General features: G+C 41.7%; 16 protein-coding genes and 1 other annotated feature. Of the genes, 2 read left to right on the top strand and 14 right to left on the bottom strand.

The genetic code is table 11. From position 1 onward, the window contains the following. Positions 1-15 precede the first annotated feature (15 nt). The 13 genes from arnA to thrS form a co-directional block, all read right to left on the bottom strand. Positions 16-2,001: a bifunctional UDP-4-amino-4-deoxy-L-arabinose formyltransferase/UDP-glucuronic acid oxidase ArnA gene (arnA, locus tag PSI23_RS05130; protein WP_273554071.1), complete on the bottom strand. Its 1,986-nt coding sequence runs from the start codon at positions 1,999-2,001 to the stop codon at positions 16-18. Next, complete coding sequence (gene arnC / locus PSI23_RS05125) at positions 2,001-2,978, bottom strand: undecaprenyl-phosphate 4-deoxy-4-formamido-L-arabinose transferase (RefSeq protein WP_273554070.1); 978 nt, start codon at positions 2,976-2,978, stop codon at positions 2,001-2,003. Before arnC ends, arnA begins: the two co-directional genes overlap by 1 nt. After that, positions 2,968-4,122, bottom strand: coding sequence for a UDP-4-amino-4-deoxy-L-arabinose aminotransferase (gene arnB / locus PSI23_RS05120; protein WP_273554069.1), 1,155 nt, complete (start codon positions 4,120-4,122; stop codon positions 2,968-2,970). Before arnB ends, arnC begins: the two co-directional genes overlap by 11 nt. A 156-nt stretch (positions 4,123-4,278) precedes the next feature. After that, a complete protein-coding gene (gene btuD, locus PSI23_RS05115) occupies positions 4,279-5,046 on the bottom strand; it encodes a vitamin B12 ABC transporter ATP-binding protein BtuD (protein WP_273554068.1) in 768 nt (255 codons plus the stop codon). A 49-nt stretch (positions 5,047-5,095) separates the two neighbouring features. Further along, complete coding sequence (btuC, locus tag PSI23_RS05110) at positions 5,096-6,091, bottom strand: vitamin B12 ABC transporter permease BtuC (RefSeq protein WP_273554067.1); 996 nt, start codon at positions 6,089-6,091, stop codon at positions 5,096-5,098. A 98-nt stretch (positions 6,092-6,189) separates the two neighbouring features. Further along, entirely contained in the window at positions 6,190-6,486 is a 297-nt protein-coding gene (ihfA, locus tag PSI23_RS05105; RefSeq protein WP_010847339.1) for an integration host factor subunit alpha, read from the bottom strand. Between the two features lie 119 nt (positions 6,487-6,605). After that, a complete protein-coding gene (gene pheT / locus PSI23_RS05100) occupies positions 6,606-8,993 on the bottom strand; it encodes a phenylalanine--tRNA ligase subunit beta (RefSeq protein ID WP_273554066.1) in 2,388 nt (795 codons plus the stop codon). Between the two features lie 14 nt (positions 8,994-9,007). After that, entirely contained in the window at positions 9,008-9,991 is a 984-nt protein-coding gene (gene pheS / locus PSI23_RS05095; RefSeq protein WP_273554065.1) for a phenylalanine--tRNA ligase subunit alpha, read from the bottom strand. A 79-nt stretch (positions 9,992-10,070) separates the two neighbouring features. Then, positions 10,071-10,195: a sequence feature (Phe leader region), on the bottom strand. Further along, positions 10,145-10,189, bottom strand: a complete 45-nt coding sequence (pheM, locus tag PSI23_RS23150) for a pheST operon leader peptide PheM (RefSeq protein ID WP_198688755.1) — start codon at positions 10,187-10,189, stop codon at positions 10,145-10,147. (Overlaps the previous feature by 45 nt.) A gap of 158 nt (positions 10,196-10,353) precedes the next feature. Beyond that, on the bottom strand, positions 10,354-10,710 hold the full coding sequence (gene rplT / locus PSI23_RS05090) for a 50S ribosomal protein L20 (protein ID WP_010847342.1): 357 nt from the start codon (positions 10,708-10,710) through the stop codon (positions 10,354-10,356). A 43-nt stretch (positions 10,711-10,753) separates the two neighbouring features. Further along, positions 10,754-10,951: a 50S ribosomal protein L35 gene (rpmI, locus tag PSI23_RS05085; RefSeq protein WP_004157374.1), complete on the bottom strand. Its 198-nt coding sequence runs from the start codon at positions 10,949-10,951 to the stop codon at positions 10,754-10,756. 94 nt (positions 10,952-11,045) lie between these two features. After that, positions 11,046-11,585, bottom strand: a complete 540-nt coding sequence (infC, locus tag PSI23_RS05080; RefSeq protein WP_273554131.1) for a translation initiation factor IF-3 — start codon at positions 11,583-11,585, stop codon at positions 11,046-11,048. A gap of 3 nt (positions 11,586-11,588) precedes the next feature. Next, the gene (gene thrS / locus PSI23_RS05075; protein WP_273554064.1) at positions 11,589-13,517 is read right to left on the bottom strand and encodes a threonine--tRNA ligase; all 1,929 of its coding nucleotides are present in this window, start codon (positions 13,515-13,517) and stop codon (positions 11,589-11,591) included. A gap of 409 nt (positions 13,518-13,926) precedes the next feature. Here thrS and PSI23_RS05070 point away from each other — a divergent pair, with 409 nt between their 5' ends. Further along, the gene (locus tag PSI23_RS05070) at positions 13,927-14,793 is read left to right on the top strand and encodes a DUF817 domain-containing protein (protein WP_273554063.1); all 867 of its coding nucleotides are present in this window, start codon (positions 13,927-13,929) and stop codon (positions 14,791-14,793) included. Positions 14,794-14,918: 125 nt separating this feature from the next. Continuing rightward, a complete protein-coding gene (locus PSI23_RS05065; protein ID WP_273554130.1) occupies positions 14,919-15,104 on the top strand; it encodes a CbrC family protein in 186 nt (61 codons plus the stop codon). Positions 15,105-15,544: 440 nt separating this feature from the next. Here PSI23_RS05065 and PSI23_RS05060 read toward each other — a convergent pair whose 3' ends face one another. Continuing rightward, positions 15,545-16,225: a transglycosylase SLT domain-containing protein gene (locus PSI23_RS05060; protein WP_273554062.1), complete on the bottom strand. Its 681-nt coding sequence runs from the start codon at positions 16,223-16,225 to the stop codon at positions 15,545-15,547. Positions 16,226-16,329 lie beyond the last annotated feature (104 nt).

The raw sequence follows: 16,329 nt of genomic DNA, 5'->3' as shown, positions 1-16,329 counted from the left end.
ACCTTCACTTGCTTTTTAGTTTTTCCCTTTGGATTCTTCAACTGCTCCACGAAGAAAGAAGTCCAATGTTTCATCAATGGTTTGCTTCATATCAATGGTGGGTTTCCAACCTATCAGACGCTCTGCATTTTTAATGCTGGGTTTACGGTGTTCAACATCCTGATAACCTTGCCCATAATAGCTGCTACTTTCGATCTTTTTGAATCCAGCAAATGGAGGAAAATGCCCTCGCAATTCATGTTTCTCAAAGCTATCCAACAGCATTTCAGCCAGTTGACAAATGCTCGCTTCATTTGTTGGATTACCAATATTAATTATTTGACTGTCACATAACCCATTCTGGTTTTCAATGATTCTGAACAGTGCTTCAATGCCATCATTAATATCAGTGAAACAACGTTTTTGCTCACCACCATCGACCAACTTAATCGGAGAACCTTCCACCAAGTTCAAAATCAATTGGGTAATAGCCCTTGAACTACCAATACGCGCTGAATTCAAGCTATCCAGCCTCGGCCCCATCCAGTTAAATGGACGGAATAAGGTAAATTTCAAACCTTCTTTTGCGCCATATGCCCAAATGACTCGATCAAGTAATTGCTTAGAGACGGAATAGATCCAACGCTGTTTATTGATAGGCCCGACAATCAGACGCGAAGTGTCTTCATCAAACTCCTTGTCATCACACATACCGTAAACTTCAGATGTCGATGGGAAAATAATCCGTTTATTGTACTTAGCACAATAACGAACAATTTTAAGATTCTCTTCAAAATCTAACTCAAAGACTCGCAAAGGATTACGGGTATATTCAATCGGAGTCGCGATTGCCACTAATGGAAGGATGACATCACATTTTTTGATGTGATATTCAATCCATTCAGTGTGAATGCTGACATCCCCCTCAATGAAGTGAAAGTGAGGATTACCAAGGAATCGTTCAATGGCAGAAGAACCAATATCCATCCCGTAAATGTCATAATTGCCATCACGCAACAACCGTTCAGTCAGATGATTACCGATAAACCCATTGACTCCCAAAATGAGCACGCGTTTGCGACGACTGACTTGAGTTGTTGCTTTCGGACCAACATAGCCTCCTGCCACAATGCCCATTTCAAGCGCTAATCGGTTGCCTTGAACATAAAGCCCTGATTCTCCTTGTCCGCTCATGATTTCCAACACGCCATCACCACAAGCAATAACAAATGGGTTAGTAGAAATTACGGTTCCGGGGCGTTTTTCATGGGCCTGATTAAGTGGTCGTGAACGCCAAATTGTAATTTTACGTTCGCCCAGAAAAGTAAATGCGCCTGGGTAGGGTTCTGTTACTGCCCTCACTAAGTTATTAATCTCTTTGGCAGACTTATTCCATACTATTTCACCATCGTTTGCTGTGCGACGGCCAAAATAAGTTGCCTGACTTTCGTCCTGTGGAATTGATGGATAATGATCTGATTTTATTTGAGGCAGAATATCATTCAATAACTCAACTGTTGCTTCGCATATTTTTCCATGTACTACCAAAGAAGTATCATTTTCATCAACCTGTACAGACTGTTGCGCGATAATATCTCCCGCATCCGCCCCCTCCAGCATTTTATGTAATGTTACACCTGTTTCGGTTTCTCCATTGAGTACTGCCCAATTAACTGGAGCACGACCACGATATTTCGGTAACAAAGAACCATGAAGATTAAATGCGCCTTTTTCAGCCAGTGATAAAATTTCCTGACTAAGCATGTTGCGATAATAAAAAGAGAAGATGACATCCGGCTTCATTTCGCGAATGCGCTCAACCCAAAGTGGATGATTAACATTTTCTGGCGCAAATACTGGTAAGCTCAAATCAGCACCGACGCGCGCAACAGAAGAAAAAAAGTGATTTTCATTCGGATCATCAGTGTGAGTAAATACAGCCTGAATATCAAAGCCAGCTTTTACTAAAGCACTGAGTCCAACACAACCAATATCGTGATAGGCAAAAATAACTGCTTTCATTAGCTTTCTTCCTGATTATCATTGGTCTTTTTAACTCCGACCACCTTTTGAATAAAATAACGCGGGCGAGCACGAACATCGTTATATATCCGACCAATGTATTCACCCAATAATCCCATTGCGACGAACTGTGCCCCGATGAACATGAAAAGAATAGCAAATAGGGTAAACACTCCTTCCGCAGCCCACATTGAGCCAAATATAAGACGTAAAGCAATCAACAACACCGCTAATAGAAAACCCATTATGGCAATGATGCTTCCCACTACACTCAATAACCGCAATGGCGCGGTTGTTAAGCACGTCAGAAGGTCATACATCAGGTTGATCAAGTTCATAAAGCTGTACTTGGAATCCCCAAATTCACGCTCTGCATGGGCTACTTCAATTTCTACCGTTTTGCGTGCAAAAGTGTTAGCAAGAATGGGGATAAACGTACTGCGTTCGTGGCATTGAAGCATCGCCTGAACGATGTGATGTCGATAGGCACGCAACATGCAACCATAATCTCCCATCGAACGCCCCGTCGCCTTGGTTATCATTGCATTGATCATTTTGGAAGCGGCTTTACGGAACCAAGAGTCCTGACGATTAGCCCGACGAGTCCCCACAACGTCATATCCCTCTTCTGCCGTTTTAACTAAACGGGGAATTTCTTCTGGCGGATTTTGCAAATCAGCATCAAGCGTAATAATCAAATCACCGTCAGCTTGATGGAAACCTGCCATAATTGCTGAATGTTGCCCATAATTACGATTAAGTAAGATCGCAATCACATGATTTTCTGGAGATTCAGCCGCTTGAGTTAAAATTTCAGCAGAGCTATCACGACTGCCATCATCGACCAAGATTAATTCGTATTTCTGTTCTAATTTTTGGCACACTGCAAGAGTTCTTTCCAATAACTGGGGCAAACTTTCTTCTTCGTTGTAAACAGGAATAACGACTGAAACTTTTTTAATCTTCTCAAATATCACTTATATGCTCCGCAAGAATTTTAGCTATCGCATTTACGACACGATCCACATCGTCATTGTTCATATCTGGGAAAAGCGGTAATGAACAAAGTGTTGACGAATTCCACTCTGACATTGGCAAGAAAAGTTGTGGATAACGCTCACGATAATATTTTTGTGTGTGTGCAGCCCTAAAATGCAGCCCCGTACCAATATTTCTGTCTTTTAGACGTGCCATGAAAGTATCGCGGTCAATACCACAAATATTTTTATCAACGCGTACCATAAAAAGATGATTGGAATGCAAATGCTCATATTCGGGAACTTTCAGCATTTGCAAAGATGAACCAACAAGAGCAGCAGAGTATCGAGCTACCAACTCCCGACGACGTTCATTCATTGATTCCAGTTTGCCTAGTTGCACAACAGCCATTGCCGCATGAATATCTGATAAATTGTATTTAAAACCTGGCTCAATAACTTCTGCTTGGGGTTTTCTACCCTGAATTTGTCTATCAAACGCGTCAACAGCTAACCCATGAAATTTTAAACAACGGATCCTTTGGGCAAGTTCATCATCATCTGTAACAAACATGCCACCTTCGGCACAGGTCATATTTTTGATCGCATGGAAAGAAAAGATTGCTGTCCCTCGTTCTCCGATCCATTCATTTTTATAGCGGGTGCCGACAGCATGGGCCGCATCTTCAATCAGGGGAATATTGGCTTCTTGAGAAACAACGCGCAGAGCGTCAAGATCACAAGGTGCTCCCGCATAATGGACAGGAATAACAGCTTTGGTTTTTGATGTAATCGCTTGTTTGATTGTTTCTGCGCTGACCATCAATGTATCACGGTCAACATCAACCATGACAGGTTCAGCGCCCAACAAGCAAATCATATTGATAGTGGAAACCCAAGTTTGGGAAGGTGTGATAACTTCATCACCTGGGCCTATGCCTAATGCCAACAAAGCCAAATGCATTCCCGCAGTAGCGGAACTTAAAGCAATAGCATGCTTGCATCCAAACATCAGAGAAAAATCTTGCTCTAGCTGATAGTTTTGTGGGCCTGTAGTAATCCAACCTGAGTGTAAAACTTTCTCGATCGCTTCTATCTCTTCACTGCCAATCGCAGGACGAGAAAATGGCAAAAAACTATCCATAACCGCCTTATGCCTTGTATATCCCAAATTGTATTTTAGTTAGCCAATTCTAACTGATTATTTTTTAACAAAACATCAACAAAAAACAACTTTGGGCCAACTAAACACCAAATGCAAATAGCAGACAATGATTATGGTGGATTTCACTTGTGGAAATTATGCGTGGTTGACCCTCCATAATTTATAGCTGGCATTTTTGATATGTCCAATATTTGCTTCAAAAATCTCTGATAAATTTCGTTCTGTCATTACATTCTGTGGTATACCTGATGCCAACAATTTTCCATGTGAAAGAAGCCATACTTCTGTAGCCTGTTCATACGTGTGGTCAAGATCATGGCTACTCAATATTACCGTCCCCTCCAATGTGCAAAACCTTTTAGTGAGCTTATCTAAAATCGCTTTCTGGGTGATATCAAGATTATTAGTTGGCTCATCGAGTAAGAGTAAATTCCCATCGGGATTCAGATCTGGCCATATTTGCAAAAAAGTGCCTGCTAATCTGACACGCTGCCATTCTCCACCGGAAAGTTGACCAATTGATGAAGAAAGCAATGGAAGGAGTTTCATTTGCTGGCAAAGTTCATGTAACACATTTTCACTCTGAGCCAATGGAGCGGATTCAGGGCGGAACATGTCTAAATACTGGAAAACCGGCATAACAGGAACAGAAGCAGATTGAGAGAGCCACGCGCGGCGCTTCGCCAACTCATGCTGGCGGTAATCCTGCAAATTCCGACCATTCAAACAAATATTGCCGCTATAGGATAACATTCCCGCAATCGCTGAAAGCAATGTACTCTTCCCTGAACCATTTAACCCAACCAAATGAATTTGTTTTCCTCCCGTAACAGATTCGGACAATGACCTCAATCTGTTGTCGACAGTAATATTGTCCAGTTCCAAAATCGGCTGACCGATCATGTTATTATCCTCATCTTCCTGTCCACATTAACAGGCAGAATGATATTTCTTAATAGTGACGTGTTCTTAATAAAAGCCATATAAAAATGGGGGAGCCTAAGGTTACAGTGACAACCCCAATAGGTACTTCTGCATGAGATAATGACAGGCGGGAAACTAAATCTGCCAACAATAAACCACTACCTCCTGCCAATGCACTGGCCGGAAGCAATGCTTTATGATCAGTCAAGCCAATCAACCTTAAGATATGAGGAATAACCAAGCCGATAAAACTGATTGCTCCCGCGAGAGCAACACTCAAACCAACTAATAATCCAATCACCAAGACAAATAAATTACGCCATTTGTGGTGAGATATCCCCAGTTGCCGGGCCTGTAATTCCCCAAGAGAGAGATAATTCAAAATATTGCCTTTGCTGCTTAACCATAAAATGGCGGGAAGCAATGCAATAACTAACCACTTTTGGCGCCAATCAATACCACTAAAACTTCCCATCATCCAATACATCAATTGCCGGAGATCCAAACTTGTACTGAAATAGACCATCCATGTCATCAAGGCACCAAAGATCACGCCAAAAGCAACACCAATCAATAACAGACGGGTATTGGTCACTTGATATTTTCTGGAAAATCCCAGCAAAATAGCGGTCATGAAAAGTGCCCCAAATACCGCTCCAACACTTAATAACCACAATGGAGCAATACCATGAAAGATGAGTATTAAACATACCACTACAACACCGGCGCCATTACTGATCCCAAGCAATCCCGGCTCTGCCAACGGATTCTCAAACAAAGCCTGCATAATTGCCCCTGATAGGGCCAAACTCGCACCAACCACCATCACTGCAATCGCCCTGGGCAACCTCAACTGCCAAACAAACAACTGGGCAGGTTCCGATAACCATTGATCAGGCCAAAACCAGATTTCACCTGCGCATAATGACAAAATAAATAGAATAACGAATAAAACAGACAAAATAGCCATCACTTGATGGTTACGTTTTTTCTGATAAGTGATCAACTCATAAACTGAGTGCATGTGATGTGAGGCCATTTAGAAAATATGTATCCTTCCCATTGAGCGCAATGAGATATAAAAGATAAGAAAAAGGCCGCAAATGCGACCTTTTTATGTACTTATTCTTTGGGTAACGCTTTTTCCACCCGGTTTTTTAGCTTTTGCCCAGGACGAAAAGTGACAACACGGCGAGCCGTAATCGGAATATCTTCGCCCGTTTTGGGATTACGGCCTGGACGTTGATTTTTGTCCCTCAAATCAAAGTTTCCAAAACCAGATAACTTTACTTGCTCCCCATTCTCTAAAGAACGACGCACTTCTTCAAAGAATATTTCTACCAGATCTTTAGCGTCACGTTTGCTAATACCCAGTTTCTCAAATAGATTTTCAGACATCTCAGCTTTAGTAAGCGCCATAGGTTCAGTTCCTCAAGGATTCTTGGAATCGCTGTGCTAATGCAGCTACGCTTTGTTTGCTAATATTCAGTTGCTCAAATAGATTTTCAGATATTTCAGCTTCAATGAGCACCATAAATTCAATCCCTCAAGGATGCTTGGAATCGCTGTGCTAATGCAGCTACACATTTATTGATGGTCGCTGAAATTTCTTCTTCTTCCAGTGTACGTGATATATCCTGCAAGATTAAGCTTATTGCAAGGCTCTTGTAGCCTTCTGCGACCCCTTTACCACAATACACGTCAAATAAGTTTATGCCAACTATATGATTTACGCCAACTTTCTTACATTCAGCCAGAACATCTTCTGCGGCTACATCTTCAGGCACAACTATGGCTATATCACGGCGGTTAGATGGGAAGCGAGAAACTTCCTTCATCTCAGGAATCATGCGATCTACCAGGCTACCCCATAATAACTCGAATACTACGGTACGACTATTTAAATCAAGTTTACGCTCCAATTCTGGATGAACAACACCAATATAACCAATGTAACTATTTTCCAGATAAATCCCAGCACTTTGTCCAGGATGCAAAGCAGGATGTTCTTCTGCTTTGAAGGAAATTGCAGATAGTTTACCAGTCATTTCTAAAACAGATTCTAAATCGCCCTTCAAATCAAAGAAATCAACTGGTTTTTTTTCAACCGACCAGTGCTCTTCGAAACGATTTCCTGCAATAACACCACCGAGCATCAATTCCTGACGAACACCATGTTCCGCCTTGTCATCTGGCACAAAACGCAATCCTGTTTCAAATAAGCGGACGCGATTTTGCTGACGGTTTTGGTTATAGGCGACAGTAGTCAGTAACCCTGTCAGTAAAGACAAACGCATCGCAGACATATCCGCCGAAATCGGATTAGGCAGGATTAACGCTTTTTCCTGTGGGTGAAGATGTTGCTGAACCTTAGGATCAACGAAACTATAAGTAATCGCTTCTTGATAGCCTCTGTCCACCAACATTGTTTTAACCCGCTTCAGTGGCAAATCAGCTTCACGATGTGAAGTCATAATCAGATCTGCACGCACTGGCACATCAGGGATATTGTTATAACCGTAAATACGGGCAACCTCTTCAACCAGATCTTCTTCGATCTGCATATCAAAACGCCAGCTAGGTGCAACAGCTTGCCAGCTATCATTCTGGACAGTTACTTGGCAACCTAAACGCGTCAGGATATCTGTTACCTGTTCATCAGCGACATGATGACCAATCAAGCGATCTAATTTATTGCGATTAAGAGTAATCGTTGCTGGTTTTGGTAAGTGAGATTCGCTAGTAACATCAACAAGTTCCCCTGTTTCTCCACCGCAGATGTCAATCAACAACTGAGTGGCATATTCCATTGCTTTATGTTGAAGTTGTGGGTCAACACCACGCTCAAAACGATGAGAAGCATCGGTATGCAAACCATAACGACGAGCCCGGCCGGTAATTGCCAACGGTGCGAAAAATGCACTTTCCAGCATAATATGCTGAGTTTCCGCATTAACACCAGAATGCACCCCACCGAAAATCCCTGCCATAGCAACTGGTTGCTTTTCATCAGAAATAACAAGTGTTTCAGCAGAAAGTTCTATTTCATTGCCATCTAACAGAGTGAGTTTTTCATCTTGCTCAGCCAAGCGAACAATAATTGAACCATTCAAACGCTCCAAATCGAACGCATGCAATGGCTGACCTAATTCGAGCAAGACATAATTGGTGATATCAACAATCGGATCAATAGAACGAATGCCACCACGACGCAATTTTTCACGCATCCACAATGGAGTGGTCGCCTTGACGTTCACATTCTTAATTACACGCCCTAAATAACGTGGGCAGGCTTCAGGAGTATCAACACGAATAGAGAATGTCGCATCTGTGGTTGGTTTAACCGCTTCTATTTTCGGCTCTGCCATGGACAATTTATTGATGACCGCAACGTCACGGGCAACACCCATGATGCTTAGGCAATCAGCACGGTTTGGTGTAATGCTGATTTCAATCGCGTTATCATCCAATTTCATGTAATCACGCAGATCAACACCAATCGGAGCATCTGCCGGCAGTTCAATGATGCCATCCTGATCGTCAGCAATACCTAGTTCTGAAAATGAACACAGCATTCCTTCTGACGGCTCTCCACGCAATTTAGCTGGCTTAATTTTAAAGTCACCCGGTAGCACAGCTCCGATAGTGGCGACAGCAACACGAAGCCCTTGTCGGCAATTTGGTGCTCCACAAACAATATCCAACAGACGTTCGCCACCGACATTAACTTTTGTAACACGTAACTTATCTGCGTTTGGATGTTGTCCACATTCAACAACTTCACCAACAAATACACTGTGGAATTGACCTGCCACTTTTTCAACACCATCAACTTCCAAACCAGCCATGGTGATTTGATCAGACAATGCTTCACTACTAATGGCTGGGTTTGCCCACTCGCGTAACCAGAGTTCACTGAATTTCATGAGATATACCCGCCTTATTTAAATTGTTTGAGAAAACGCAAATCATTTTCGAAGAATGCACGCAAATCTGTAACACCATAACGGAGCATGGTCAAACGCTCCATTCCCATGCCAAAGGCAAAACCAGAATAGACTTCAGGATCAATACCAACGTTGCGCAATACATTAGGATGCACCATGCCACAACCCAATACTTCCAGCCATTTACCATTTTTACCCATCACATCAACTTCTGCGGAAGGTTCTGTAAATGGAAAATAAGAAGGACGGAAACGTACCTGCATATCTTCTTCAAAGAAGTTATTCAAAAAGTCATGCAGTGTACCTTTCAGATTGGTAAAGCTGATATTTTTATCAACGATCAATCCTTCTACCTGATGGAACATAGGAGTATGCGTCTGATCGTAATCATTGCGATATACACGCCCTGGCGCAATGATACGGATCGGTGGCTGACGCTCTTTCATGGTGCGAATCTGTACTCCAGAAGTCTGGGTACGCAGCAAACGCGTCGCATCAAACCAGAAAGTGTCGTGATCAGCACGCGCAGGATGATGTGCGGGAATGTTCAGAGCATCAAAGTTATGATAGTCATCTTCGATTTCTGGGCCTGATTCAACAGAAAAGCCTAGCTCGCCAAAGAAAGTCTCAATACGTTCAATCGTGCGAGTAACAGGATGTAAGCCACCATTTTCCATACGACGGCCAGGCAATGAAACATCAATTTTTTCTGCAACCAAGCGCTCATTCAGAATAGCAGCTTCCAGCATTGCCTTACGCGCATTCAATACTTCTTGAACTTCTTGTTTCGCCTGATTAATAACAGCCCCTGCCGCTGGACGCTCCTCGGCTGGTAAATCACGCAGCGATGACATCTGGAGCGTTAAATGGCCTTTTTTTCCCAGGTATTCAACTCGTACCAGATCCAACGCGGCAACATCCTGGGCCTCTTCTACGGCTGCTTTTGCCTTTGCAACCAGCTCAGTAAGATGTGACATCGCTTTCCTCTTCCTTTGGCCAGATGGCCCATTAGTTATTAGACTTTGTCCTCACATTATCAATTAATGAGGCCATAAAAATAAAAAAGCCTCCAAACTGGAGGCTTAAGCGCTATTTTTCGTTTCTTTTCTTACGCGCAAAGCCTCCTGATTTCAGGCGCTAAAGTAAAAAAAGAAACGAAAAAAGGCTAACTTCATCATTTTGTTCTTTCTCCTGTATCCTTTTTGCACTCACCAATCGGACTAAATTACAATATTATCTAGTCACATATACTATCTGATCACATACATTTTCCGATCAATAGTAAGCCACATTTTGGAAAAAAGTAAAAGAGGGAGCAAGCTCCCTCTTCTAACCTGACTTATGCCAGAGCGCCCTTCGCTTTTTCAACCAAAGCAGCGAATGCTACTTTGTCGAATACAGCGATGTCAGCCAGAATCTTACGGTCGATTTCAATAGAAGCCTTTTTCAGGCCATTGATGAAACGGCTGTAAGACATGCCGTTCTGACGTGCAGCAGCGTTGATACGTGCAATCCACAATTGACGGAACTGACGTTTACGCTGACGGCGGTCACGGTAAGCGTACTGACCAGCTTTGATAACAGCCTGGAAAGCAACACGATAAACGCGCGAACGGGCACCGTAGTAACCTTTCGCTTGTTTCAAAATTTTCTTGTGACGTGCACGGGCAATAACACCACGTTTTACGCGAGCCATATACTTCTCCTATCGTCTCTAAATTCTAATCTAAAAAATTTGCTTATGCGTATGGCAGACAAGCAATAACCAGGCCCAGATCACCTTTGGAGACCATGCCTTTTGGACGTAAATGACGTTTACGCTTAGTTGATTTTTTAGTCAGAATGTGACGAAGGTTAGCGTGCTTACGCTTGAAACCGCCGCTTGCGGTTTTTTTGAAGCGTTTAGCTGCGCCGCGTACTGTTTTAATCTTTGGCATTTTAATTTCCACTTCGCATTGTTGATTACAACGAACTAGTAAGGCGAATAAACTCCAACCAAAATTAGCTGGAGTCTATTACTTGCTTGCCTGACTATTTCTTCTTAGGAGCGAGCACCATGATCATCTGACGGCCTTCAACCTTCGATGGGAAGGATTCGACCACAGCCAGTTCAATCAGATCGTCACGGATACGGTTAAGCATTTCGATACCAATCTGCTGGTGCGCCATTTCACGCCCACGGAAACGCAGGGTGATTTTGGCTTTATCGCCATCTTCCAGAAAACGAATCAGGTTGCGTAGTTTGACCTGATAGTCGCCTTCATCTGTACCAGGACGGAATTTAATTTCCTTAACCTGAATAACCTTTTGTTTCTTTTTCTGTTCTTTGACTGACTTACTCTTCTCATAGAGGAACTTGCCGTAATCCATAATACGACAAACCGGCGGTTCGGCATTTGGGCTGATTTCAACTAAATCAACACCAGCTTCCTCAGCTTTCTCAAGAGCTTCTCTCAGACTGACAATACCAATCTGCTCGCCATCTAATCCAGTTAAACGAACTTCAGAGGCGCGAATCTCTTCATTAATGCGATTTGGGCGCGCCGGTTGAATTCTTTTTCCGCCTTTAATACCTTATTCCTCCAATTGATGAAGATTACGACTGCGTATTTCTGTCAGCAGCTTTTCTGTAAACTCACTGACGTTAATGCTACCTAAATCTTTGCCGCGGCGAGTACGAACAGATACTTTTCCTGATTCGACTTCTTTATCACCACAAACAAGCATGTAAGGTACACGACGCAGAGTGTGTTCACGGATTTTAAAACCAATCTTCTCATTTCTCAAGTCTGCTTTTGCACGAATGCCTGCATCTTGAAGTTTTTTAACCAATTCCTGTACATAATCTGACTGACCGTCAGTGATATTCATGACAACGACCTGCTGAGGAGCCAACCATGTTGGGAAAAACCCAGCGTATTCTTCTGTCAGAATACCGATAAACCGCTCCAGAGAACCCAGAACAGCCCGGTGAATCATTACAGGAACCTTACGTTCATTATTTTCACCTACATATGACGCATTTAGACGTGCTGGCAGTGAAAAATCGAGTTGCACAGTACCACATTGCCACGCACGATCCAAACAATCATATAGAGTAAATTCAATTTTAGGGCCATAAAATGCCCCTTCACCCGGTTGGTATTCAAATTCAATACCATTTTGGTTCAATGCTTCAGCAAGATCTGCTTCTGCTTTATCCCATTGTTTTTCCGTACCAATACGTTTTTCTGGACGAGTTGATAATTTAACAACAATCTTCTCAAAGCCGAATGTGCCGTACACATCATAAATCATTTTGATGCAGCTACTGACTTCTTGAAGAATCTGATCTTCAGTACAGAAGATATGTGCGTCATCTTGAGTAAAGCCACGTACACGCATCAAACCATGTAAAGCACCAGATGGTTCATTACGGTGGCAACTACCAAACTCAGCCATACGCAAAGGTAAGTCACGGTAGGATTTCAACCCTTGATTAAAGATCTGGACATGGCCCGGGCAGTTCATCGGTTTTACGCAATATTCACGGTTTTCCGATGAGGTTGTAAACATATTCTCTTTATAGTTTTCCCAATGCCCTGTTTTTTCCCACAGGATACGGTCCATCATGAATGGACCTTTTACTTCCTGATATTGGTACTCTTTGAGCTTCATACGGGCAAAAGTTTCCAACTCGCGGAAAATGGTCCAGCCATCATTATGCCAAAATGCCATGCCTGGTGCTTCTTCCTGCATATGGTACAGGTCAAGCTGCTTACCAATTTTACGGTGATCGCGTTTCGCAGCTTCTTCCAAACGTTGTAAATAGGCATTAAGCTGCTTTTTATCAGTCCACGCAGTACCATAAATACGCTGCAACATTTTGTTGTCGCTATTGCCGCGCCAGTATGCACCAGCAACTTTTTGCAGTTTAAAGTGATGGCAAAAACGCATGTTAGGGACATGTGGCCCACGGCACATATCAACATATTCTTCATGGTGATACAGACCTGGACGATCATCATGGCTGATATTTTCATCCAAAATCTGAATCTTATACTCTTCGCCACGAGCCGCAAATGCATCGAGTGCTTCCTGCCAGCTAACTTTTTTCTTTATAACATCGTAATCTTTTTTGGCAAGTTCCAGCATACGTTTTTCAAGCAGCTCGATATCTTCCTGCGTCAAAGAGCGATCCAAATCGACATCGTAATAGAAACCATTGTCAATGATAGGGCCGATAGCCATTTTCGTATCAGGCCACAACTGTTTAATTGCATGACCCAATAAATGTGCGCATGAGTGACGAATAATTTCCAAACCTTCTTCATTCTTGCTGGTAATAATAGCAAGATTGGCATCGGTTTCGATTAATTCACAGGCATCAACTAATTCACCATTAACACGACCAGCAATACACGCTTTTGCCAAGCCAGCACCGATATCACTAGCTACATCCATTACGGAAACAGCATGCTCAAATTGACGTTGACTACCGTCAGGAAGAGTAATTACAGGCATTTAAAATCCTTATATACAGTGGTGACCCACACGAAAGATCACTTGCATTAAATCAAATTCATTATTAATTAGCACGTTAGAAACAAATTCTTGCTTCACTCCGCAAGATGTGTACACATTTAAGGACACAATTTCAAAAGCATCCGGTACATTTACCCTAACTCGCCCGACATACTATCACACAGAGTCGGTGTTAAAATAGTTCATCTTGACATTAAATCAGCTTCATCAATAGCCGATGAATTCAGGGAGGCAAAGAGTTAACACGCCATACGTATACCCGGATGTGCTTAACCTGATTATTCAATAGGTGCTGGTGAATGGTTACTCAAATCCTGCTAGAATACGCGGCGTGAAATAAGCATTATCGTAGTGAATTGACAACAAATAACACCAACAGGTTAATTAAATGGAAAGTATGTGCCATAAACTGAATATTCTGCGTAAAGTTGATAACTTCTTAATGGCTCATAAGCCCAATAACAGCACAGGTGTTAAGCGATTTATTTTAGAGTTTCTTTTCTTTGGATTGATTAATGCACGCTCGTGCTTATTTGCTGGTTTCTTTTTTTTGGCTTTATTTTTGATTCCAGCAAAAGGCATCGTGGGCATACCGCGTTATGATGTACTATTAGTATTTGCAGTGACCTTTCAAGCATTACTAATATGGTCAAAACTCGAAACATGGGATGAATTGAAAGCGATCTGCGTCTTCCACTTAGTCGGTTTTATGATGGAGCTATTTAAGACATCAGCATCTATTAGTTCATGGCAATATCCTGATGCTGCGTTTACTAAGCTTTGGGGAGTCCCACTATTTACAGGTTTTATGTATGCGGCCGTGGGGAGCTACATCATACAGTCATGGCGCTTTTTTAAAGTACGCATTGAGCATTACCCACCGTATTGGATGGCAACACTGGTGGCACTGGCAATTTATATCAACTTTTTTAGTCATCATTATATTGATGATTATCGCTGGTATTTAACTGCTTTTATTTTCGGTTTGTATGCACGTGGTACTGTTTTTTATACACCGTTGGATAGAGAATGCAGAATGCCACTATTACTTGCTTTTATACTGATTGGTTTTTTTATTTGGTTGGCGGAAAACTTCGGTACCTTCTTTGGGATCTGGCAATACCCGAATCAATTAGGCGCTTGGTCTGTTGTTCATGCAGGAAAATGGGGGGCATGGTCATTATTGGTGGTTGTTACCTTTACGATTGTAGTTCACCTTAAACACATCAAAGCGAATGTGACAATTGCCCGTTAATTTAGTAATGTTACTTTTTCCCCATTTAGAAATGTTCCTTTTTCATGCATAACAGTATGAAACGATAAGGGGCATTTTCTACCGATAAAACCGTTAACTATGATTGCTGCCATCAACCGACCGATATTTATTATGAACGCCCATTTTTTTCTGTCGATGATATCGATACCTTATGCCCTTGGTGTATTGCGGATGGCTCTGCCAGTAAAAAATTTGATGGTGAATTTCAAGATAGTACCAGTGTAGAAGGCATCGACTATAAATATGATGAAATTGGTGAATTTTCAGGCACAAAGAATCCGTTTGTGTGACAACCGAATGGTTTGGCTTGTAATCAAACGACCCCGCACCTTGAAAAACATCAACTGTCATAGTTCTTAATGATTTCATGGCTTCAAGTGCAATCGCCAGCATAGACTTTCGCCTCCTGTATGAGGCATGACATGAACTGCCAGTATAGATGATAATTTTCCCGCTATATTTTTACTACCAGAAAAATAGGGGAATTTGGAATTATATGTGTTATTAACAATTACACAGAATTTTATTCTTTTGTTCAACAAGCCAAAAATGCCCACTACCACATACCAATCAATCCTCTTTGGCCTAATGAGTTAAGAAAATTAAGAAGTGACAGCTTTACGCACAGTAAACAATTTTTCGAAAACCAATATAAGAAAAATCTGTAGATACAGCGATAGTTCTGGATATTTATAGAAAATATAAACATCCGTCAGTATGTAATTTTCAGTTAGTCAATAATGGCTAAAGAACGATAAGCATTTTTCACTTTCCATAAATAACGCGGAGCCTGTGGTGCAGGATGGTTATTTTGAACATATTGATAAAACTCATTTGGCGTCATTCGATTGATTTTATTAATTGCCAAAGCCCGGCTTGAATCAAACGTTCGCAACAAGGCTCCTGTACCATTTACATAAGCAACTATCGTTGCATAGTACAACGTTTCTGGATTGGAAATACCTTCCAAATGCTGTTTTTTCAGGATACTGATATAAGCAGTTCCAAGATCAATGTTAGTTTCAGGATCTTTTAATTCACGTATTGTGGGCTGCCCTGATTTTCCTTTCATTTTATAAGCATCTCGCCCAGCCGTAGATGCTTTAATCTGCATTAAGCCAACCGCATTAGATTTACTAACAACCTCTGGACGAAATCCAGATTCCACCTGAATAATTGCTTTTATAAGTGTTTCATCAACACCATAACGTTTTGCAGCTCGTTCAATAAAACTATCAAATGGTGTGGGAACGGATCTATTGGTCAATTTGCGGGAAACAAAAGCAGGCTTGTTGTTATTAAGCATACGTTTTGCCACTGTTTGTCTATTGATGTCTGATTGATGTACTTGTTGGCCTGCACATCCTGTCAATAATAATACGAACGCAATATAGCGGAATTTAAATTTCACGCTGCTTCCCCTAAATAAAATTAACCCTATAAAGCATATATAATTTTACCGATAAGCCAAAAATATTTTTCTGTTATTTATCAAAATAAATTTCTTAATTGATC

This window comes from Xenorhabdus yunnanensis (genome assembly GCF_028598805.1).
Classification (GTDB): domain Bacteria; phylum Pseudomonadota; class Gammaproteobacteria; order Enterobacterales; family Enterobacteriaceae; genus Xenorhabdus; species Xenorhabdus yunnanensis.
The sequence above is the reverse complement of the archived record's forward strand: the minus strand, read 5'-3'. Positions and strand labels throughout refer to the sequence as shown.